Raw genomic sequence first — 20,943 nt, forward strand, 5'->3', positions numbered from 1 at the left:
CACTGGGTCGGAGCGGGCGGAGTGCGCCGACGCGGGCCGCCCTGCCCCGAGAGCGGGCGGCCCGCGCCGACGGCGGCTACCGCTCCCCCACCGGCGTCCAGACGGGCAGGCCGAGCCGCCGGACGGCTATCGCGACCAGGGCTCGCGGCGGGAGCGAGACGTCGAGCACGAGCACCGACTCGTCCGGCTCGGCCGGTTCCAGCGTGGCGAGCTGGGAGTCGAGCAGGCTCGTCGGCATGTAGTGCCCCTCGCGTCGCGCCATCCGCTCCCGGATGACCTCGGCCGGCCCGTGCAGGTGCACGAAGTCCACCTGCGGCGCGCCCCGGCGGAGCACGTCGCGGTACGACCGTCGCAAGGCCGAGCAGGCCAGCACCGTCGACCGGCCCTCGGCCGCGCGGTCGGCGATCCACCCGGCGATGTCGGCCAGCCAGGGGAGGCGGTTGCCGTCGTCCAGGGGTACGCCGGAGCGCATCAGTGCCACGTTCTCCGGGGAGTGGAACTCGTCCGCCTCGACGAACGTCAGCCCGGTCACCGCGCTGATCCCGCGCGCCACAGTGGTCTTGCCGGACCCGGAGACGCCCATCACCACGACGTGCCGGCCACGCGGCTCACCAGTCATGGACCGTGCCGTCCTTGAGTCGGTTGAAGGGCAGGTAGGCCGGCTCGTACGGGAACCGGGCCGCCGCCTCCTCGTCCAGCTCCACCCCGAGCCCCGGCTGGTCGCCCGGGTGCAGGTAGCCGTCGGTGAACGTGAACGACTGCCGGAACACCTCGTTGGCCGACGGGGTGTGCTTCATGTACTCCTGGATCCCGAAGTTGTGGATCGCCAGGTCCAGGTGCAGCGCCGCGGCCATGCCCACCGGGGAGATGTCGGTGGGGCCGTGGATGCCGGACTTGATCTGGTACTGGGCGGCGAAGTCGAGCAGCTTGCGCATGGCGGTGATGCCGCCGGTGTGGGTGACCGCGGACCGGACGTAGTCGATGAGCTGCTCGCGGATCAGGGTCTGGTAGTCCCAGACCGTGTTGAACACCTCGCCGATGGCCAGCGGGGTGGTGGTGTGCTGCCGGACCAGCCGCAACGCCTCCTGGTTCTCGGCCGGGGTGCAGTCCTCCAACCAGAACAGGTCGTACGGTTCGAGGGACTTGCCGAGCTTCGCGGCCTGGATCGGGGTCATCCGGTGGTGACCGTCGTGCAGCAGCGGCAGCTCCGGGCCGAACTCGGCACGGACCGCCTCGAACACCGTGGGCAGGTGGCGCAGGTACGCGCGGGTGTCCCAGTCCTCCTCGGCGGGCAGTGGGGTGCGCTGCGCGGGTTCGTAGTCGTAGCGCTGGCCGGTGGCGCTGGGCTGCGCGGCCACCCCGTAGACGGCGTTGATCCCCGGCACCGACGTCTGCACCCGGATCGACCGGAAGCCCTCGTCGAGGTGGCGGCGGATCGAGTCGAACAGCTCGGGGATGTCCCGCCCCGACGCGTGCCCGTACGCCATGATGCCGGTGCGGGACGCGCCGCCTAGCAGCTGGTAGAGCGGCATGCCGGCGGCCTTGGCCTTGATGTCCCACAGCGCGACGTCGACGGCGGCGATGGCGGCCATGGTGACCGGCCCCCGCCGCCAGTACGCCGAGCGGTAGAGGAACTGCCAGGTGTCCTCGATCCGGTGTGCGTCGCGCCCCATCAGCAGCGGGGCCACGTGGTCGCGCAGGTACGAGGCGACGGACAGCTCACGACCGTTGAGCGTGGCGTCGCCCAGGCCGGTGATGCCGTCGTCGGTGGTGATCTTCAGCGTGACGAAGTTCCGGTCGGGGCTGGACACGATGACGTCCGCGGCGACGATCTTCACGGGGTGCCTTTCCGTTGGTGCCGGTCGAGGGGGTGGTCTCACCACTCCGCGAAGGAGCCGTCGGAGTGCCGCCAGGTCGGGCTGCGCCAGGCGTGACCGCGTTTGTCGGCTGTCCGTACCGCGTGTTCGTCGACCTCGATGCCGAGACCGGGTGCGGTCAGCCGGGACACGTACCCGTCGACGAAGGTCAGCGGGGTCTTGTCGAGGCAGTAGTCGAGCACCTCGGCGCCCAGGTTGTAGTGGATGCCGATGCTCTGTTCCTGAATCAGGAAGTTGGGGGTGGCGAAGCCTACCTGGAGGCACGCGGCGAGGGCGATCGGCCCGAGCGGGCAGTGCGGGGCGAGCTGCACGTCGTACACCTCGGCCAACGTGGCGATCTTGCGCACCTCGGTGATGCCGCCCGCGTGCGCGAGGTCCGGTTGGGCCACCGCGATGCCGGCCTGCAGGACGGGCAGGAACTCCTGCCGGCTGTAGAGCCGCTCCCCGGTCGAGACCGGGGTCGTCGTGCAGCGGACGACCTCGCCGATCAGGTGCGAATTCTCCGGCACGACCGGCTCTTCGAGGAAGAACGGCCGGTACGGCTCCAGCAGCGGGGCGACCCGCCGGGCGTTGGCGAGGGTGAACCGCCCGTGGAAGTCGACGGCGACGTCCCGCTGGTCGCCGAGGACCTCGCGGGCGACGGCCACCCGCCGCACCACCGCGTCGAGTTCGGCGACCGAGGCCAGCGAGCCCATCCGCCCGGAGGCGTTCATCTTCACGGCGGTCAGACCCGCCTCGATGCGGGCGCTGATCTGGTCGCGGATCTCGGCGGGCTCGTCGCCGCCGACCCACCCGTAGACCCGGATCCGGTCACGGACCGGCCCGCCGAGGAGCTGGTGTACGGGGGCGCCGTAGTGCTTGCCCGCGATGTCCCAGAGCGCCTGGTCCAGACCGGACACCGCGCTGGCCAGGATCGGCCCACCCCGGTAGAAGGAGCCCTTGGTCAGCACCTGCCAGTGGTCCTCGATGCGCAGCGCGTCCCGACCCGTCAGCAGCTCGCCGAGCTGGTGCACGGCAGTGCGGACGGTCTCGGACCGACCCTCGCAGGTCGCCTCGCCCCAGCCGACGATGCCGCACTCCGTCTCGATCCGGACGAACAGCCAGCGCGGCGCGACCAGGAAGGTCTCCACCAGTGCGATCTTCGTCATGGAGCGGTCAGCCCTTCGTGGCACCGGCGGTGAGGCCGGAGACGACGTACTTCTGCACGAACAGGGCGATGAGCATGATCGGAAGGGTGACCACCGTCGCCGCGGCCATCAGGCCACCCCAGTCGATGCTGGCGTAGCCGACGAAGTCGAAGATCGCGACCGGGAGCGTCTTCGTGTCGGCGCCGGAGAGCACCAGGGCGAACATGAAGTTGTTCCAGGAGAAGATGAACGAGAGGATGCCGGCGGTCGCGACGCCGGGCACCGACAGCGGCAGGGTGATCCGCCGGAACGCGCCGATATGGGTCAGGCCGTCGACGAGCGCGGCCTCTTCCAAGTCGGTCGGCAGGCCGTCGAAGTAGCCCATCATGATGTAGACGATCAGCGGCAGCGACACGAACATGTGGCTCAGGATCAGCACGGTGAACCCGCCGACCATCTTCAGGTTCGAGAAGACGTAGTACCAGGGCACCAGGAGCGAGACGCCGGGGATCACCCGGGCCATGAGCACGACCAGCGCGGACTTCTTCATGGCGAAACGGCTCATCGAGTACGCGGCCGGCACGCCGAGCAGCAACGACAGCGTGGTGGCCGCGAACGCCACCCAGAGGCTGTTGCCGATGAACTGGAGGTAGTTCGCCTGCTGGAGCACCGTCTCGTAGTTCTTCAGGCTGGGCGAGAAGGCGAACGTCTTGGCGGTGTCGTAGATGTCCACGTTGGTCTTGAACGACGCGGCGATCATCCAGAGCAGTGGCGCCATCAGCGCGAACACCACGACGACGAGAGCCGACGTACGGAACACCTGGTACGGCTTGCTCGGCTTCATCGGCCCAGCCCCTTCTTGCGATAGGTGAGGGCCCACATCACCCCGATGATGATCAGGAAGAAGATGATGAGGACTGTCGACGAGACGCCGTAGTCGTTGTAATCGAAGCTCAGGCCGTACGCGTACACGTTGAGGGTCTCGACCTCGTGGAAGGACCCGCCGCCGCGCCCCTTGGTGGCGTAGAGGATGTCGAACGTCTTGAGCGCGTCGATGCCGCGCAGCAGGATGGCCACGATCACCGTGGGCATCAGCAGCGGGAGGGTCACGTGCCGGAACCGCTGCCAACTGCTGGCACCGTCGATCCGGGCCGCCTCCTGGGGTTCGTCGGACAGCGACGTGAGCCCGGCGAGCAGGATCAGCACGACCATCGGGGTCCACTGCCAGATGTCGATGAACATCGTCGTCGGCAGGGCCGAGTGCTGACCGGCCAGCCAGGGCTGCGGGCCGATGCCGACCCAGCCGAGCAGTTGGTTCGCCATGCCGATGTTGGGGTCGAAGATCAGCCGCCACATCATGCCGACCGCCACCGGGGTGGCCACCAGCGGCAGGAGGATCGCGACCCGCACCCACTTCTCACCGCGGAAGGGTCGCCACAGCAGCAGGGCTATCGCCATGCCGAGGACGACCTCGAAGAACAGCACGACGCCGGTGAACAGGACCGTACGCCAGACCGCCGGCCAGAACCGTTCGGTGTCGGTGAGCACGTCGGCGTAGTTCTGGACGCCGATGAACTCGAAGTCGGCGCGTACCGAACCCTCGGCGTCGGTCAGGCTCAGGTACCCGGTCCACGCCACCGGAAAGATGATCAGCAGGGCGACGAACGCCATGGCGGGCGCTGCGAAGAGCCACTTGCGGTGTTCGTTGGCCCAGCGTGACCAGGCGGAGTCCACCGGGGGCGCGGCAGGAGCCTCGGACGTGTCGGTGCGGGGGGTGATGACGGCTGACATGAGGGGTCTCCGGGTTCGCAGGTCAGGTCCCGGCGGGGCGGCGGAGCCTGTCGGCTCCGCCGCCCGGCGGTCGGGCTACTTCGCCTCGTCGTCGAGGAACTTCTGGAACGCCGCGTTGGCCGCGTCCGCCGAGGCGGCGGCGTCCTTGCCGGTGATCGCGTCGACGATGGGCTGACCGACGATCTCCCGCGCCTGCGCGACCTTGACCACCAGCGGGCGGTCGTGGCCGACGCCGTTGGCGGTGCTGACCGTGTTGGCCTCGGCGAGGTCCTTCGGCAGGGTCGCGGCACTCGCCGGGTTCGCCCAGACCGAGGTGCGGGCACCGGGAACGCCGGCGGTCTGCTGCGCCAGCGCCTGCTCCTTGCCGGCCGCCCACTGGATGAACTTCCAGGCGTTGTCCTTGTTCTCCGAGCTGTCGTTCACGCCGAGCGCCCAGGACGGGATGTTGTACGGCTTCGACCCGGCCGGTCCGGCCGGGAAGGCCGCGAAGCCGACGGTGTCGACGACCTTGGACTTGGTCGGGTCGGTGGCGTTCTTGTAGAGCGAGTTGGCCTCGGTGTAGAAGGCCGCCTTGCCCTGCGTGAAGATGGCCATCGCCTCGGACCAGCTCATGTCGGTGCTGATGTTCTCCGGGCCGTGGTCGCGCAGCAGCCCGCCGTAGTAGGCGTACGCCTGCTTGGCCTGTTCGGTGTTGACAGTGGCCTTTCCACTACCGTCCACGAAGTCGCCACCGAAGCTGAAGAGGAAGCTGGAGAACTGCGTGACGGCGGCGGCCTTGCCGGTACGGGCGACGAAGCCGGCGACGCCGGGGTTGTCGGCCTCGACCTTCGCCGCCTGCGTCTTGAGCTCGTCGAGCGTCTTGGGCGGAGCGGTGAAGCCGGACTTCGTCAGCAGGTCCTTGCGGTAGTAGAGGACCTCCTGCTCGGTGATGATCGGCACCCCGACCACCGTGTCCTCGTAGGTCGTCGCCTGCATCGGCCCGGCCTGGAAGTCACCGAGCTCGAAGGTGCTGTCCGCCTTGGCCTTCTTGCCCAGGTCGGCGAGGTACTTGTTCTTGCCGAACAGCTTCCCCTCCTGCAACGGCCGGTACATCATCACGTCGAGGTCGGCGGAGCCGGCGTTGAGCTTGACGTTGTACTGGTCGGAGAGCTGGTCCTCGCCGAGTTGGGTGACCTCGACCTTCAGCCCGGTCTGCTTCTCGAAGTCCGGCAGGGCCTTCTTGATGTTCTCGGTCCAGACGTGGTTGACCAGTGTCACGCGAACGGTCTTCGAGCCCTCGCCGCCGTCGTCGCCGCCACAGGCGGTCAGGCCCATGGCAGCGACCACGGCCAGAGAAGTGCCGATTATCGATCGACGTCGCACGCTTGTCTCACCTTCTGTCGTGGTCACCGCCCCCGAGGGAGCCGCTACCTCGGCGTTACATCCGCTTAACATCGGGATGCTAGGCGCAAAAAGCAGACTATTTCAAGAGGTACATCTAACTGATACGATCTTTGCGTGGAACCGTCCTCACTAGAGGCTGCAACCGTCCCTGCCGAGTCAGGCCTGCACGCCCGCGTCCTCGACCATCTCGGCACCGCGATCTGCGGCGGCGAGCTGGCACCCGGGGCGGTCCTCAACATCGACGAGCTGGTCGACAGGTACGCCGTCTCCCGCTCGGTCGTCCGCGAGGTGCTGCGGGTCCTGGCCTCCATCGGCTTCATCGAGGCACGCCGCCGCGTCGGGGTGATGATCCTGCCGGCGAGCGCGTGGAACGTCTTCGACCCGCAGGTCATCAGGTGGCGTCTCGCGTCGGCCGGCCGGATGGCCCAGCTCCGGTCGATCACCGAGCTACGCACCGCCGTGGAGCCGCACGCGGCCTCCCTGGCGGCGAAGCGGATCGGCCACGACGAGGCGAGCGACCTCGTCGGGCTGGCCGCGAAGATGTGGGCGGCCGGCGAGGCCGGCGACGAGGAACGCTTCCTGCACCTCGACATCGAGTTCCACCGGCGGGTGCTGCTCGCCTCCGGCAACGAGATGTTCGTCCGGCTCCAGGATCTGGTCGCGGAGGTGCTGACCGGCCGACACAAGCACCACCTCATGCCGCACCACCCGCACCGGCAGGCCCTGCAGATGCACGCCGACGTCGCCCAGGCGATCCAGCGGCGCGACGGCGACCGCGCCCGGCAGGCGATGGTGCAGCTGATGGAGCAGGCGTTCGACGAGATGAGGTCACTGTGGGAGCAGACCGTCACGCCCGATGTCGACCTTGGCAAACCTCGCCCCTAAGGTCCCCCGGTGTTGCGGCCGGATGGGCGCCACCCAGACCATGACCCTGCGCAGCGGGACGGCATCGACGCGTCCCGGGAGCCGAGTGGACCACACCCCGTACGAACTGTCAGACGACAGGAGGGTCGGCCCGGCGGCCGACCCGGCCGTCGAGCGATACCCGCCGCTGCCGGATCAGCCGGCGGGCCACCGACGGCGCACGATGATCAAGTGATGAAAAGTAGGTCCGGGAGTGCCCTGGGAGCTGTTTTCCATCACTTGATCATGGGCAGGGGCGGTCCCGGCGCTAACGACCAGCGCCCCGGCGCCCCGGGCCGGTGGCGGAGGGGCGGTGGCCGATGCGGGGGGCACGCACCGCCGACGAGGTGCCAGAGCCGGGCCGGAAATCCCGGGCGGCAGTGGCCACGGTCTCGTCGGGATCGCGGGTGAGTGCGGCCCGAACGTGCGGTGGGACCACCTCGGACGTCGCCATCGCCAGTCTGACCTGCACCGAACGGTCGTCGACCAGACGTTCCAGGTCCGCCTCGTCCAGTTCGAGGGCGCGGACCAGCGCGGCCCGGACGTCGACCACCGGGTCCGCGGCGAGCGCGCTGCGCTGGTCGGCGGTGGTCCGCGGGTTGCGGGCGAGCCCCTTGCGTACGCGGGCGGTGCGATCGGCCAGCAGGGTAGTGATCACGTCGGGGTCGTGGGTGTGGGTGGCGAGCCGTTCGCGCACCTCGGGTGAGGGGTCGTCGGTCAGCTTGGCGGCCAACTCCGGCTCCAGTCGCCGGGTCTCGGCGAGCAGACCGCGTAGCTCCTTGTCCGACGCCTCGGACATGATGCGGCGGATCGACTCGTCACAGGCCGGGTTGCCGGCGACCGCCCAGCGCACCCAGCGGTCGGCGTCCTTGACCAGGCGCGTGAGGTTGCCGATCGAGGCGGACGGGTTCCTCGCCACGGCCTCGCGGACCTGGCGATCGTGGTCCCGGGTCAGCGGTCGCAGGGCCTGCGCGGGGGCGTCGGGCCTGGCGGCGACCGTCTTGCGGACCGCTGCCGACGGGTCGGAGGCCAGGTCGATCAGGGTCATCTGTGGCGTGGTGGGGTCCTGCGCGAGGGCGAGCCGAGCGTCGGCGTCGCCACCGATCGGACGGTGGGCGGTGGTGCCGGACCCGCTGTGCCGGTCGGCCGCGCCGACGTCCTGCTGATTCCCCATCGGGCAATCATGTCACGCACCCCGTCCGCCACCGGCGGGCGCGGGTAGCCGCAGGCCGGACATGCCACCGTCCACCGCCAGCGACGTGCCGGTCACCGAGCCGGTCGCGGGCGACGCGAGATAGACGACGGCGGCGGCGACCTCGTCGGCGGTCACCAGGCGGCCGGTCGGCTGGCGGGCGGCGAGCCGGCGCTTCTCCGCCGTCGGATCCTCCGCCCCGGCGAGCAGACGGGCGACCCATGGGGTGTCGACGGTGCCGGGGGCGACACAGTTGACCCGGACCCCCTCGGTGACCAGGTCGGCGGCCATGGCGAGGGTGAGGGCGTGCACGGCGCCCTTCGACGCCGAGTACAGGGCCCGTCGGGGCAGGCCGACGGTCGCCGCGATCGAGGAGATGTTGACGATCGCGGCGGACGACGACCGGCGCAGGTACGGCAGGACGACGGCGCTGGTGCGGGCCACGCCGGAGACGTTGACGTCGAGCACCCTGCCCCACTGTTCGTCGTCGTCCTCCTCCACGGTGCCCACCGCCGAGATGCCGGCGTTGTTCACCAGGATGTCGACGCCCCCGAACGCCTCGGCGACCGAGGCGACAGCCGCGCGCAGCGAGGACCGGTCGGCCACGTCGGCCCGTACGCCGTGGATACGAGGGTCCTCGGGCAGGCCCGATACGTCCAGGTCGAGGACACCGACCCGGGCGCCGGCGTCCAGGAAAGCCCGTACGCAGGCGTCCCCGATACCCGAGCCGCCGCCGGTCACCACCGCCACGAGGCCGGCACACCGCATGCTTCCCTCCCCTGCCATCAGGCGTTCGCGAGCGTGCTGCGCTGCCGGCCGAGGCCCTCGATCTCGACCTCCATCACGTCGCCGGCGGCCAGGTACGGGAACCGGCCGGAGAGCGCCACCCCCTCCGGGGTGCCGGTGTTGATGACGTCGCCCGGGTCCAGGACCATGTACTGCGACAGGTGCCAGACCAGGTGCGCCACGTCGAAGATCATGTCTTTGGTGCTGGAATCCTGCCGGGGCTCGCCGTTGACCCAGGAGCGCAGCCGAAGCGCCTGCGGGTCGTCGACCTCGTCGGCGGTGACCAGCCAGGGCCCGAGCGGTTGGAACGTCTCGCAGGACTTGCCCTTCGACCACTGGCCGCCGGAGGCGGTGAGTTGGAAGTCGCGCTCGGACACGTCGTTGGAGAGCGCGTAACCGGCGATGTGGTCGAGGGCGTCCGCCGGTGAGGCGAGGTAGCGGGCCCGCCGCCCGATCACCACCGCCAGCTCCACCTCCCAGTCGGTCTTCGTGGAACCGCGCGGGATCAGGACCTCGTCGTACGGCCCGACGACCGTGTTGGGTGCCTTGTAGAAGATGATCGGCGCGGTCGGTGGTTCGGCGCCCGACTCGGCGGCGTGCGCGGCGTAGTTCTGCCCGACGCAGAGCACCACCCCGGGCCGGGCGAGCGGCGCGCCGACCCGCTGGCCGGTCACGTCGATCTCCGGCAGGTCGGTGGCCGCACGGACCCGTTGGACGCCGTCACCGGCGAGGAACTCCCCGTCGATGTCGTCGGTGACCGACGAGAGGTCGAAGTGCCGACCGTCGGCGTACAGCACGGGACGCTCCTGCCCGACGGGCCCGACGCGCATGAACTTCACGAACCAACCTCCAGAGCAGGTACGCCTATTTCCTATAGGATGCTGCCTGTGCTGGTGTACCGGCTCACACGAGCGCAGTCAAGGGGTTGTTGAGGAGACGAGATGGCCCAGCAGGAGACTCGCGAGGGCCGACTCCGTCCCGCCCGTCGACTCACCCTCGCCGAGGACGTCTACGAGTCGATCAAGACCCTGGTGATGGACCACATCCTGCCGCCCGGCGAGCGGGTCAACATCGACGCTCTCGCCCGGGAGCTGGACGTCTCCCCCACTCCGGTGCGCGAGGCGCTCGCCCGGTTGGAAGCCGACGGACTGGTCCGCAAACGCCCGCTCTCCGGCTACACCACCACGCCGCTGCTGACCCGCGCCGAGTTCGACGACCTGTTCGAGGTCCGGCTGCTGTTGGAGGGGGCCGCCGCCGGTCGGGCCGCCGCCCACGCCTGCACCGAGGAGCGGCAGCGGATCGGCGTCGAGGCGGCGGCGAGCATCGACGTGGAGGCCGGCGACGGATACCGCCGACACGCCGCGTTCACCGCGCTGGACGCCAGGTTCCACGACCTGATCGCCGAGGTCTCCGGCAGCCCACTGCTGCGCGACAGCATCACGCGGCTGCACTCCCACCTGCACCTGCACCGGCTGTACTTCCCGGTCACCGGCGCGCCGGACACCAACACCGAGCACCAACGCATCGCCGCCGCCATCGCCGCCGGTGACCCCGACGCCGCCACCGAGGCGATGCGGGCCCACCTGATCGCCGCCCGGGAACGCCACCTGCCCGCCTTCGACCAGCTTCCCGCACCCGGGGCACCCCGCGACCCGGCGTGAACACCCCCGACCCGTCCGAGGAGCCGCCGTGCGCATCGCCCTCTTCATCACCTGCGTCAACGACGTCGCGTACCCGGCCACCGGCATCGCGGTCACCCGCATCCTGCGGCGGCTCGGCCACACCGTCGAGTTCCCCGACCGGCAGACCTGTTGCGGGCAGATGCACGCGAACACCGGCTACCGGGCCGAGGCGATGCCGATGGTGCGCAACTACGTCGACGTGTTCGACGGCTACGACGCCGTCGTCGCGCCGTCCGGGTCGTGCACCGCGATGATCCGCGACCAGTACCCGCGCCTGCACCCACCCGCCGCGTCGGTGGCCGCGCGCACCTACGAGTTGTCCGAGCTGCTCGTCGACATCCTCGGCGTCACCGACGTCGGTGCGGAGTTCCCGGAGACGGTCACCTACCACCCCACCTGCCACGGTCTGCGCATGCTCCGGTTGGGCGACCGGCCGCTGACGCTGCTGCGCCAGGTCCGCGGGATCGACCTCGTGGAGCTGGGCGACGCCGAGGAGTGCTGCGGCTTCGGCGGCACGTTCGCGCTGAAGAACCCCGACGTCTCCACCGCGATGCTCACCGACAAGTGCGCCCGGGTCGGTGAGACCGGCGCGCGGGTGCTCGCCGCCGCCGACAACTCCTGCCTGGCCCACATCGGAGGCGGCCTGGACCGGCACCGCTCCGGCGTACGGGCCATGCACTACGCGGAGATCCTCGCCTCGACCGGGGCGACCTCGTGAACCCCCCGATCGCACCGGCCACCGGCGACGGACGCATCCGCACGCCGCTGCCCTTCCCCACCGCGGCCAGACCGGCGGTCGCCGACACGCAACTGCGCGCCAACCTGCACCGGGCCACTCGCACCATCCGCGGCAAGCGCGCCCGCGTCGTCGACGAGGTGCCCGACTGGGCGGCGCTGCGCGACGCCGGTTCCGCCATCAAGGCGGACGTCCAACGCCGGTTGCCGGAGCTGCTGGAGCAGTTCGAGGCGTCCGCCACCGCCGCCGGTGCCACCGTGCACTGGGCCCGGGACGCGGCCGAGGCGTGCCGGATCGTCGTCGAGCTGACCCGGGCGGCCGGTGCCGACGAGGTCGTGAAGGTCAAGTCGATGGCGACCCAGGAGATCGAGCTGAACGAGGCCCTGGAGGCGGCCGGGATCGCTGCGTACGAGACCGACCTGGCGGAGCTGATCGTGCAGCTCGGCGACGACACCCCCTCGCACATCCTGGTGCCGGCGATCCACTACAACCGCGCACAGATCCGGGAGATCTTCCAGCGTCGGATGCCGGACGTCCCGGCCGACCTGACCGACGAGCCCTCCGCGCTGGCCGAGGCGGCCCGCGTCCACCTGCGACGACGTTTCCTCTCGGCCCGGGTCGCCGTGTCCGGCGCCAACTTCGCCATCGCCGACACCGGCACGCTCGTCGTCGTGGAGTCCGAGGGAAACGGGCGGATGTGCCTCACCCTCCCGGAGACGCTGATCAGCGTCGTCGGCGTCGAGAAGCTGCTGCCGACCTTCGGTGACCTGGAGGTCTTCCTGCAACTGCTGCCGCGCTCCTCGACCGGCGAGCGGATGAACCCGTACACCTCGATGTGGACCGGCGTCACTCCCGGCGACGGCCCGCAGGACGTGCACGTCGTGCTCGTCGACAATGGCCGGTCCGCGGTGCTGGCCGACCCGGTCGGGCGGCCGGCGTTGTCCTGCATCCGCTGCTCCGCCTGCCTCAACGTCTGCCCGGTGTACGAGCGGGCGGGCGGGCACGCGTACGGGTCGGTGTATCCGGGGCCGATCGGCGCGATCCTGTCGCCCCAGCTGACCGGCGTGGCCGACAACGCCTCCCTGCCGTACGCGTCGACCCTCTGCGGCGCCTGTTACGACGTCTGCCCAGTGAAGATCAATATTCCGGAGATCCTCGTACACCTCCGGCAGGAGGCACCGCACCCACCGGCGGAACGGGCCGCCATGCGCGTCCTGTCCTGGGTGATGCGCAGCCCTCGGCGCTGGGCCGCCGCCCTGCGCCTGGCCCGGACCGGCGCGGGTCCGCTCGGCGCGTACCGCGAGCGGCGCACCGGTGCCCGTACGCTGCGTAAACTGCCCTGGCCCGCCTCGGCGTGGACCCGGTCGCGGGACGTGCCGCTGCCCGCGCCGCAGACCTTCCGTGAATGGTGGAACCAGCAGTGAGCGCACGCGACGAGATCCTGGCGCGGCTCCGCACGGCCCTGGCCGACGACCCGCCGCCGGTGCCGGTGCCCCGCGAGTACCGCCGCGTCGGCGACCGCTCCGACCTGGTCGCGGTCCTCGTGGACCGGTTGGAGGACTACCGGGCGGTCGTCCACCACGGCATCGACGCCCTGCCCGGGCTGCTGGCGGAGGTGGGTCGACTCGCCGTCCCCACCGACGTCCCCGCCGACTGGCTGGCCGGGTACACCGGGCAGGTACGCCGCGACGCTCCCCCGCTGTCACCGGCCGAGTTGGACGAGACGGACGCGGTCCTGACCGGTTGCGCCGTGGCGATCGCCGAGTCGGGCACCATCGTTCTCGACGCCGGCCCGGCGCAGGGTCGGCGGGCGCTCACCCTGGTGCCGGACCGGCACATCTGCGTCGTCCGCGCCGACCAGGTCGTCGGGCTCCTGCCGGAGGCGTTGACCCGGCTGGACGCGCGTGCGCCGCTGACCTGGATCTCCGGCCCGTCCGCGACCAGCGACATCGAACTCGACCGGGTCGAGGGTGTGCACGGCCCGCGCCGACTGGACGTCGTAGTGGTCTGACCTCAGGAGGACGACACCTGCTCGCCCGACGGGGCGGTCTCGCGCAGCGGGATGCCCCGCAGGTTGAGCAGCATCACGATGCCCACACCGACGACCAACGCGATGTCGGCGACGTTGCCGACGAAGAACCCGGCGTAGTCGATGAAGTCGACCACGTGCCCGCGGGCGAAACCCGGCTCGCGGAAGAGCCGGTCCAGCAGGTGGGTCGTCGCGCCGCCGAGCACCAGGCCCAACGCCACCGCCCACGGACGCGACGTGACCCGCCGCGCCACGACCGTCACCGCGACCACGGCCGCCGCCGCGAAGACCGCGAAGATCCAGGTGTACGCGGACCCGATCGAGAAGGCGGCGCCCGGGTTGTAGACGAGCCGCAGGGACAGCAGGTCACCCACGATGGAGATGGTCTGCCCGTCCGACAGCGCGGACTCGGCCCAGTACTTCGTGGCCTGGTCCGAGGCGAGAACCACGGCAGCGATCAACACGACGGCGCGAAACACAGCGGAACCCTAGCCGGTCACTCCCGGCCCCCACCACCGGCGGCCGCTCCGCCCACCGTCGCTCAGGTGGCGGTGCGGAGGTGGATCGCGGCGACCGTGACGAGGCCCGCGCCGACCAGCGTGATGCCGCTCGCGGCGAGGACGGGCGCCACCCGGGTGGCCAGATCGAGGACGGCGTGGGATCGCGCGCCCCGGGTGACCAGTGAGCTACCGGCGACCGCGAGGACCCCGACGCCGAAGAGGACGACGGCCATGCCGAGGCCGAACGTCAGGACCAGCAGCAGGGCGAAGCCGGCGCGACCGATGAACAGCCCGGTCGCCAGCACGAGGAACGCGGCCGGGGACGGGGTCAGCCCGCCGGAGATGCCCAGCAGGAAGAGCCCGGGGCGCTTGCCGTGGGTGTGGCCGTGGTCGTGGCCGTGGCCGTGGCCGTGCCCGTGGCTGTGGCCGGCGGCGTGCAGGTGCCGGCGCACCATCCACAGACCGGTGGCCAGGACGATCAGACCGGCGCCGAGTTGCAGCCAGCTCGTGAGTTCCTGCATCCGGATCACCTCGGACAGGGACAGGAACGTCCACGCCACGCCGATCACCAGGACCGACAGCGTGTGCATGACGGCCACCGAACCGCCCAACCAGGCGGCGTCCCGGATCCGGCCGCGCGAGCCGGCGAGGTAGGCGGCGGCCAGGCTCTTGCCGTGCCCCGGGGCCACCGCGTGACCCGCACCGGCGGCGAAGGCCAACACGAACGCGAGCGGGGGTACGCCCGGCGAGTGGACGATGTCCTGCAGCCGATCCGAGAGGGACGCGGAGAGGACTGCGGTCGCGGTCATGCCACGGCTCGCCGTCGCAGCCGCCGCGACACCAGCAGCGCGCCAACCGCCACCAGCAGCGCACCACCGCCGACGGCGGCGAGCTGGATGGCGGCACTACGGCCGGTGCCGGCGCTGACGACAGTCGGCGCACCACCGGCGAGGGTCCAGTCGTGGGAGTCCTCGCCGGAGCCGTACACCGCTCGTTGCCCACCGGGGCCGGTGGCCATCGCCCGGTACGCCGGGTTGAGGTCGGTGAGCATCCGCACCGCGACGGTGACGGTGTCGACCGGCCCCGGGCAGGTGTAGTCGACCGTCGCGCCGGTCCGCGCCAGCGCCTTCAGCGGCGCGACGACGCCGAGGCACTGCCGCCCCCCGTCGGCGACGGTGATCTGCTTGAGCAGGTACGCGGGGAACTGCGCCGACGACGCGATCACGGCCGGGTCGGTCGTCCGGTAGTCGACAGCGCCGTCGAGCAGGACGCGGTCGGCCGGCAGCAGGCCGAGCGAGACGCCGAGCAGGGTGAGGTCGTCGGGGCCGCCGACCCGCCACCGCACCCGCACGACGTCGGGCCGCTGCTCGTCGGGCGTGATGGACACGGTCTGCGGATCACCGAACGGGTGCGCCGCCGCCGGGGACGGCAGGGCCAGGACGGCTGCGGCGACGGAGAGGGCCACCAGCGGGATCACCATCACCGCGTTTCGTCGTCGGCGACGTGCATGCACTGACAAGTAATGCTCCAGGATTGCGATCACACATTCGCTGCAACCCTGCTCACCGCCGGCGAACGCACAGGTCCGGGCCGGTGTGTGGGACGAAACGACGATGTGAACAGCTAGTTGATCAACTCAGTGATCGGCATGGACACGCAGGTCCTCGTGTTCATGATGCAGGTAACTCGCAATTGCCAAGGAGTTGCAACTGTGCCACCGTGATCATCAACTGTGGCGGCTGCACCTGCACGTCCACGCCCCGTTCCCCACACCACAGGAGCGCTCCGTGACCCGGATCCGTCCGACCTTCCGACGCCTCGTGGCGTCGACCGCAGCGGCCGGGATGCTCGTCCTCGCGGGCTGCTCGGCCCCGAGCACCCCGGACAGTCCAGCCGGCGGCGCGACACTCGTCGTGGCCACCTCCGACGAGCCCGACGCCCTGAACCCGGTGCTCAACTTCGGCGTCGACGGCGCCGCGCTGATCTTCGACGGGCTCGTCGCCCGCGACGCTGACAACCGCCTCGTCCCCGGTCTCGCCGAAGCCCTGCCGACCGTGTCGGCCGATGGGCGCACCGTGACCGCCAAGCTGCGCGACGGCGTGCAGTTCCACGACGGCACCACGCTGAGCGCGCCGGACGTCGTCTTCACGTACCAGGCGGTGCTGGACCCGAAGGTCGACTCCACGCTGCGCTCCGACCTCGACATGGTGGAGTCGGTGACCGCGCCCGACGCGTCCACAGTCGTGTTCACGCTGCGCTACCCGTACGCGCCGTTCCTCCAGCGGCTCACCCTCGGCATCGTGCCGTCGAAGCTGCTCAGCGGGCAGGACATCAACACCACCGGGTTCAACCGCAAGCCGATCGGGACCGGGCCGTACCGGGTCGAGTCCTGGACGCCGGGCGACCGGCTGGTGCTCACCGCCAACGAGCGCTACTTCGGTGGGCGACCGGCGAACAACCGGGTGGTGGTGGCGTTCGTCGCCGACGACAACGTCCGCGCCCAGCGGATGCGGGCCGGCGAGTTCGACGCCGCCGAGTTGCCGCCGAAGCTGGCCTCCGGGTTCGACTCCGACACGGCGTACCGGGTGCAGCGGGTGCCGACCGCCGACTACCGGGGCGTGATGCTGCCGATGGGCAACCCGGTCCTCGCCGACCCGGCGGTCCGCCGGGCGCTGAACGTCGCCGTCGACCGCGCCGCGATGGTGTCCGGCATCCTGGGCGGCGCGGGCGAGCCGGCGTTCGGGCCGGTCCCCCCGACCTCCGAGTTCGCCGAGCCCTCGGTGGTCGGCGCGCCGACCGCCGACCCGACGGCGGCGGGTGCGCTGCTCGACGCGGGCGGCTGGAAGCCCGGCGCGGGCGGGGTGCGCGTCAAGGACGGCCGCCCGGCCCGGTTCACGCTGATGTATCCGGCGACCGACACCCTGCGCAAGGATCTGGCCCTGGCGGTCACCGCCGACGCGAAGAAGATCGGCATCGAGGTCACCCCGGCCGGGCTCACCTGGGACGCCATCGACCCGCGGATGACGTCCGACGCCCTGCTGATGGGCTACGGCACGCCGTACGACCCGGACTTCGTCTCGTACAAGCTGTTCGGCTCCCGGTTCGCGGGGCAGGGCTACTTCAACCCCGGCTCGTACCGCTCGGAGACGGTGGACCGCGCCCTGCAGGAGGGCCGCGACCAGATCGACCCGACCCGCCGCAAGGCCGCGTACGCGCAGTTCCAGAAGCAGCTCAACGCCGACGTGCCGTGGCTGTTCCTCACCTACCTGCGGCACACCTACGTGCTCAAGTCCTCGGTGCGGGGCGTGACCCCCCGGGTCGAGGCACACGAGCACGGGGTGGCGAACAGCATCTGGTGGAACATCCACACCTGGACGCGCTCGTGACCCGCCCCGGTCGACTCGCCGGGGCGGGGGCGGTGGTCCGACGCCGCCTCCTGGTCGCCGTGCCGGTGCTCGCCGCCACCAGCATCGGGATGTTCGCCCTCGGCGCGGCCTCCCCGGTGGACCCGGCCAAGCAGTACGCGGGCGCGGCGGCGTTCACCGCCAGCGAGGAGAACCTGGCGCAGATCCGCGCCAACTGGGGTGTCGACGACCCGCTGCCGGTGCAGTACCTGCGGTGGATCGGCAATCTGGTCCAGGGCGACCTGGGCTGGTCGACGAGTCGACACGAGCCGGTCGCCTCGGTGCTCTCCGCCCGGGCCGGCTGGACGCTGTTGCTGATCGGTGTGACTCTCGCCCTGGTCCTGGTCGCGAGTCTGCTGCTGGGTGCGCTGGCCGCGTACCGCCGGGGTGGGTTGTTCGACCGGGGCTTGCGGGCGGCGGCCTACGCGGTGGAGTCGATGCCGGTCTTCTGGCTGGGGCTGGCCGCGATCGCGGTGTTCGCGCTGGCGCTCGGCTGGGTGCCGGCCGGCGGGCTCACCGACGTCACCGCGACCAGCACGTCCTGGGTCGACGTGGCGCATCACCTGATCCTGCCGGTGGGAGTGCTGGCCGTGTCGCAGGCGCCGTGGTTCGTGCTGTTCGTCCGCGACGCGGTTGCGGAGAGCATGCGCGACGACCACGTGCTCGCCGCGAAGGCGCGCGGGTTGCCGGGGCGGACGGTGCTGTTCGGGCACGCGCTGCGGACCGCGCTGCTGCCGTTCCTCACGTTGGTCGGCACCCACCTGCCGGAGTTGGTCGGCGGTGCGGTGCTGGTCGAGACGGTCTTCTCGCTCCCCGGCCTCGGCGCCGTCACGGTCGCTGCCGCGCTGGGCAGCGACTTCCCGCTGCTGGCGGCGATCACGCTGGTCACCACCGCGGTGGTGCTGGCCGCGAACCTCACGACCGACCTCGCGTACGCCGCCGCCGACCCGAGGGTGCGACTCGATGGCTGATCTGGCTACCCGACCGCCGCTGCTGCGTTCGGCCCGGTCCCGACTGCGACTGCGCCCCGGCCAGACCGGTGTCGCCGTCGCCGGTCTGGTCCTCTTCGTCGCGGTCGTCGGCTCGCTCCTGGCCCCGCTCGTCTGGCCGCTCGATCAGAGCGCGGTGGCCCTGGACCAGACCCGACTGGCACCGTCCTGGACCCACCTCGCCGGCACCGACGACCTCGGGCGGGACGTGGCGCACCGCGCCGTCTACGGGCTGCGGGTGTCGCTGCTCGTCGGTGCGGTCGCCGCGCTCGTCGCCACCGTCCTCGGCGGCGTCGTCGGCGGAATCGCCGGCACGCTCGGCGGCCGGGTGGACCGGATCCTGATGCGGATCGTGGACACCATCGCCGCGATGCCACACCTGCTGCTGGGCATCTTCATCGTCGCCATGCTGCGGCCCAGCCTGGGCGCGGTGATCGCCTCCGTCGGGCTCACCCACTGGCTCTCCACCGCGCGCATCGTCCGGTCCGAGTTGCTCAGCCTTCGTACCCGGCCGTTCGTCGACGCCGCCATCAGCGGAGGGGCCGGTCGGGGCCGGGTCCTGACCCGCCACCTGCTGCCCCACGTGCTGCCCCGGTTGGCGCTGGCCACCACCCTGATGATCCCGCACGCGGTGTGGCACGAGACGGCGCTGTCCTTCCTCGGCCTCGGCCTGCCGCCGCACCTCGCCTCGCTCGGCAACATGATCAACGACGGTCAGGGGTCGCTGCTGACCGGCGCCTGGTGGGCCAGCCTGGCACCGGGCGCGGTCATCGTCGTCGTCACCCTCGCCATCGCGGTCCTCGCCGCCCGCTGGCGGGACCGCCTCGATCCCCGGGTCCGAGCGGAGCTGCACCTGTGACCACCACCGAACGCGTCACCGCCGAAACGCCCGGCCGCACCGCCGTGGGTCGCCCGCTGCTCGCCGTGGACGGCCTCGGCGTCGAGTTCCGGCTGCGCGACACGACGGTGCGCGCGGTCACCGACCTCGACCTGACGGTACGGGCCGGTGAACTGCTGGCCGTCGTCGGCGAGTCCGGCTGCGGCAAGTCCGTCCTGGCCCACGCGCTGCTCGGGCTGTTGCCGGGCAACGCCACGGTCACCGGCCACGCCGTCCTGCACCACCCGGCCGGCGACCCGGTCGACCTGGTCACCTGCGGTCAGCGTCACCTGGCCAGCCGGGTACGCGGCCGCCGGGTCGGGCTGGTCCCGCAGAGCCCGGCCACCGCGCTGAACCCGGTCCGCACCGGACGGCGACTGCTCGCCGAGACGCTGCGGGCACACGGTCGGGACCGGGCGGACGTCGAACGGCTCGCCGTCGACGTCGGGCTCGACCCGGCCGACCTGGACCGCTACCCGCACGAACTCTCCGGCGGCATGGCCCAGCGGCTGGTCACCGCGCTCGCCCTGGCACCGGACCCGGCACTGCTCATCGCCGACGAACCCACCACCGGCCTCGACCGGCCGCTGGTGGACCACACCCTCGACCTGCTGCGCCGCCGCTGCGACAACGGCTCGGCAGTCGTGCTCATCACGCACGACCTGGCCGCCGCGCAACGGGTCGCCGACACCGTCGCCGTCATGTACGCCAGCCGCATCGTGGAACACACCGACGCCGACAGGCTCTTCGCCGCGCCCACCCACCCGTACGCCGCGGCGCTCCTCGATGCCCTACCGGACCGCGCCTTCCGGCCGGTGCCGGGCGACCCGCCGATGCTCACCGCGCTGCCTCCGGGCTGCGCGTTCGCGCCCCGCTGCCCGCACCGCACCGACACCTGCGCGAGTCAACCGCCGCCGACGCCGGTCGCCGGTGACGGCACTGTCGCCTGCCACCACCCGATCCGCCACGGAGCCGTCACGTGACCAGCCCCCAGCACCTGCTCGCCGACGACGTCACCGTCGGGTACGGCCGTCAGGTCGTGCTCGACGGCGTCACACTGCGGGTCGGCCGGGACGAGACGGTCGGGCTTCGCGGCCCGTCCGGGTGCGGCAAGTCGACACTGGTCCGGGTCCTGGCCCTCCTGCACCGCCCGGACCACGGCCGGGTCAGCATCGACGGCACGGCGGTCCACGGGGTCCGGTACGCCGTGCCAGTCGACCTGCGGACCCGCGTCGCCGTGCTGTTCCAGAGCCCGCGCGCCGCCGCCGACCCCCGGCTGAGCCTGGACGACCTGATCGCCGAACCGCTGCGCGCCGTCCGGACGCCCGAGTCGACGGTCCGGGAGCGGGTGGCCGAACTCGCCGACCTCGTCGGCCTCACCGCCGACCTGCGCAGCCGACGGCCCCACGCGGTGTCCGACGGGCAACTGCAACGCGCCTGCCTCGCCCGGGCCCTCGTCCACCGCCCGGACTACCTGCTCTGCGACGAGGCCACGGCGATGCTGGACGCCTCGACCCAGGCGCACGTCGCCGCCGTCATCCGCGACTACCAGCGGACCCAGCGGGCCGGTGTCCTGGTCGTCAGCCACGACCAGACCCTGCTGGACCGCTGGGCCGACCGGATCGTCGACCTGAACAGCAGGGCGCCGACGCGGGCCTGACGCACCG

General features: G+C 71.5%; 22 protein-coding genes. 10 read left to right on the top strand and 12 right to left on the bottom strand.

The annotated features are described in order from the left end of the window. Positions 1 to 76: 76 nt before the first annotated feature. From O7616_RS24040 to O7616_RS24065, 6 genes are all read right to left on the bottom strand, one after another. Entirely contained in the window at positions 77 to 619 is a 543-nt protein-coding gene (locus tag O7616_RS24040; protein WP_282304063.1) for a gluconokinase, read from the bottom strand. Next, positions 609 to 1,838 carry a D-mannonate dehydratase ManD gene (gene manD / locus O7616_RS24045; RefSeq protein WP_282304064.1) on the bottom strand — a complete coding sequence of 410 codons (1,230 nt, stop codon included), beginning with the start codon at positions 1,836 to 1,838 and terminating at the stop codon, positions 609 to 611. The genes O7616_RS24040 and manD overlap by 11 nt, the downstream gene beginning before the upstream one ends. A gap of 38 nt (positions 1,839 to 1,876) precedes the next feature. Next, complete coding sequence (gene dgoD, locus O7616_RS24050) at positions 1,877 to 3,025, bottom strand: galactonate dehydratase (protein WP_282304065.1); 1,149 nt, start codon at positions 3,023 to 3,025, stop codon at positions 1,877 to 1,879. Positions 3,026 to 3,032: 7 nt separating this feature from the next. After that, positions 3,033 to 3,848, bottom strand: coding sequence for a carbohydrate ABC transporter permease (locus tag O7616_RS24055; protein ID WP_282304066.1), 816 nt, complete (start codon positions 3,846 to 3,848; stop codon positions 3,033 to 3,035). Then, on the bottom strand, positions 3,845 to 4,795 hold the full coding sequence (locus O7616_RS24060) for a sugar ABC transporter permease (RefSeq protein WP_282304067.1): 951 nt from the start codon (positions 4,793 to 4,795) through the stop codon (positions 3,845 to 3,847). The genes O7616_RS24055 and O7616_RS24060 overlap by 4 nt, the downstream gene beginning before the upstream one ends. A 75-nt stretch (positions 4,796 to 4,870) precedes the next feature. Further along, the gene (locus O7616_RS24065; protein WP_282304068.1) at positions 4,871 to 6,109 is read right to left on the bottom strand and encodes a sugar ABC transporter substrate-binding protein; all 1,239 of its coding nucleotides are present in this window, start codon (positions 6,107 to 6,109) and stop codon (positions 4,871 to 4,873) included. Between the two features lie 183 nt (positions 6,110 to 6,292). Between O7616_RS24065 and O7616_RS24070 the strand changes: the two genes are divergently transcribed. Continuing rightward, on the top strand, positions 6,293 to 7,063 hold the full coding sequence (locus O7616_RS24070; protein ID WP_282304069.1) for an FCD domain-containing protein: 771 nt from the start codon (positions 6,293 to 6,295) through the stop codon (positions 7,061 to 7,063). Positions 7,064 to 7,349: 286 nt separating this feature from the next. Here the strand turns inward: O7616_RS24070 and O7616_RS24075 are convergent, their stop codons facing one another. The 3 genes from O7616_RS24075 to O7616_RS24085 are packed head-to-tail and all read right to left on the bottom strand — an operon-like array spanning position 7,350 to position 9,898. Then, positions 7,350 to 8,255, bottom strand: a complete 906-nt coding sequence (locus O7616_RS24075; protein ID WP_282304070.1) for a hypothetical protein — start codon at positions 8,253 to 8,255, stop codon at positions 7,350 to 7,352. Positions 8,256 to 8,267: 12 nt separating this feature from the next. Beyond that, complete coding sequence (locus O7616_RS24080; protein ID WP_282304071.1) at positions 8,268 to 9,041, bottom strand: SDR family oxidoreductase; 774 nt, start codon at positions 9,039 to 9,041, stop codon at positions 8,268 to 8,270. A gap of 17 nt (positions 9,042 to 9,058) precedes the next feature. Then, positions 9,059 to 9,898, bottom strand: coding sequence for a fumarylacetoacetate hydrolase family protein (locus O7616_RS24085; RefSeq protein ID WP_282304072.1), 840 nt, complete (start codon positions 9,896 to 9,898; stop codon positions 9,059 to 9,061). A 102-nt stretch (positions 9,899 to 10,000) separates the two neighbouring features. Here O7616_RS24085 and O7616_RS24090 point away from each other — a divergent pair, with 102 nt between their 5' ends. The 4 genes from O7616_RS24090 to O7616_RS24105 are packed head-to-tail and all read left to right on the top strand — an operon-like array spanning position 10,001 to position 13,488. Continuing rightward, positions 10,001 to 10,720 (top strand): GntR family transcriptional regulator, encoded by a 720-nt coding sequence (locus tag O7616_RS24090; RefSeq protein WP_282304073.1) that lies wholly within the window; start codon positions 10,001 to 10,003, stop codon positions 10,718 to 10,720. 28 nt (positions 10,721 to 10,748) lie between these two features. Next, a complete protein-coding gene (locus O7616_RS24095) occupies positions 10,749 to 11,459 on the top strand; it encodes a (Fe-S)-binding protein (protein WP_282304074.1) in 711 nt (236 codons plus the stop codon). Further along, positions 11,456 to 12,901 carry a lactate utilization protein B gene (locus O7616_RS24100; protein ID WP_282304075.1) on the top strand — a complete coding sequence of 482 codons (1,446 nt, stop codon included), beginning with the start codon at positions 11,456 to 11,458 and terminating at the stop codon, positions 12,899 to 12,901. Before O7616_RS24095 ends, O7616_RS24100 begins: the two co-directional genes overlap by 4 nt. After that, on the top strand, positions 12,898 to 13,488 hold the full coding sequence (locus O7616_RS24105) for an LUD domain-containing protein (protein WP_282304076.1): 591 nt from the start codon (positions 12,898 to 12,900) through the stop codon (positions 13,486 to 13,488). The genes O7616_RS24100 and O7616_RS24105 overlap by 4 nt, the downstream gene beginning before the upstream one ends. 2 nt (positions 13,489 to 13,490) lie before the next feature. Here the strand turns inward: O7616_RS24105 and O7616_RS24110 are convergent, their stop codons facing one another. From O7616_RS24110 to O7616_RS24120, 3 genes are all read right to left on the bottom strand, one after another. Further along, positions 13,491 to 13,985, bottom strand: a complete 495-nt coding sequence (locus tag O7616_RS24110) for a signal peptidase II (RefSeq protein ID WP_282304077.1) — start codon at positions 13,983 to 13,985, stop codon at positions 13,491 to 13,493. Between the two features lie 62 nt (positions 13,986 to 14,047). Next, entirely contained in the window at positions 14,048 to 14,815 is a 768-nt protein-coding gene (locus O7616_RS24115; RefSeq protein WP_282304078.1) for a cobalt transporter, read from the bottom strand. Continuing rightward, a complete protein-coding gene (locus O7616_RS24120) occupies positions 14,812 to 15,486 on the bottom strand; it encodes a hypothetical protein (RefSeq protein WP_282304079.1) in 675 nt (224 codons plus the stop codon). The genes O7616_RS24115 and O7616_RS24120 overlap by 4 nt, the downstream gene beginning before the upstream one ends. Before the next feature lie 307 nt (positions 15,487 to 15,793). On the opposite strand from O7616_RS24120, the gene O7616_RS24125 reads away from it, so the two are divergent. From O7616_RS24125 to O7616_RS24145, 5 genes are read left to right on the top strand one after another with little or no spacing between them, the layout of a single operon-like run. Continuing rightward, complete coding sequence (locus O7616_RS24125) at positions 15,794 to 17,392, top strand: ABC transporter substrate-binding protein (protein WP_282304080.1); 1,599 nt, start codon at positions 15,794 to 15,796, stop codon at positions 17,390 to 17,392. Beyond that, positions 17,362 to 18,381: an ABC transporter permease gene (locus tag O7616_RS24130; protein ID WP_282304081.1), complete on the top strand. Its 1,020-nt coding sequence runs from the start codon at positions 17,362 to 17,364 to the stop codon at positions 18,379 to 18,381. Before O7616_RS24125 ends, O7616_RS24130 begins: the two co-directional genes overlap by 31 nt. Further along, positions 18,374 to 19,258, top strand: a complete 885-nt coding sequence (locus O7616_RS24135; RefSeq protein ID WP_282304082.1) for an ABC transporter permease — start codon at positions 18,374 to 18,376, stop codon at positions 19,256 to 19,258. Before O7616_RS24130 ends, O7616_RS24135 begins: the two co-directional genes overlap by 8 nt. Then, entirely contained in the window at positions 19,255 to 20,259 is a 1,005-nt protein-coding gene (locus O7616_RS24140) for an ABC transporter ATP-binding protein (protein ID WP_282304083.1), read from the top strand. The genes O7616_RS24135 and O7616_RS24140 overlap by 4 nt, the downstream gene beginning before the upstream one ends. Continuing rightward, entirely contained in the window at positions 20,256 to 20,936 is a 681-nt protein-coding gene (locus tag O7616_RS24145; protein ID WP_282304084.1) for an ATP-binding cassette domain-containing protein, read from the top strand. The genes O7616_RS24140 and O7616_RS24145 overlap by 4 nt, the downstream gene beginning before the upstream one ends. Positions 20,937 to 20,943: the final 7 nt, after the last annotated feature.

Origin of the sequence: Micromonospora sp. WMMD964, from assembly GCF_029581455.1 — a bacterium.
Lineage (GTDB): Bacteria > Actinomycetota > Actinomycetes > Mycobacteriales > Micromonosporaceae > Micromonospora.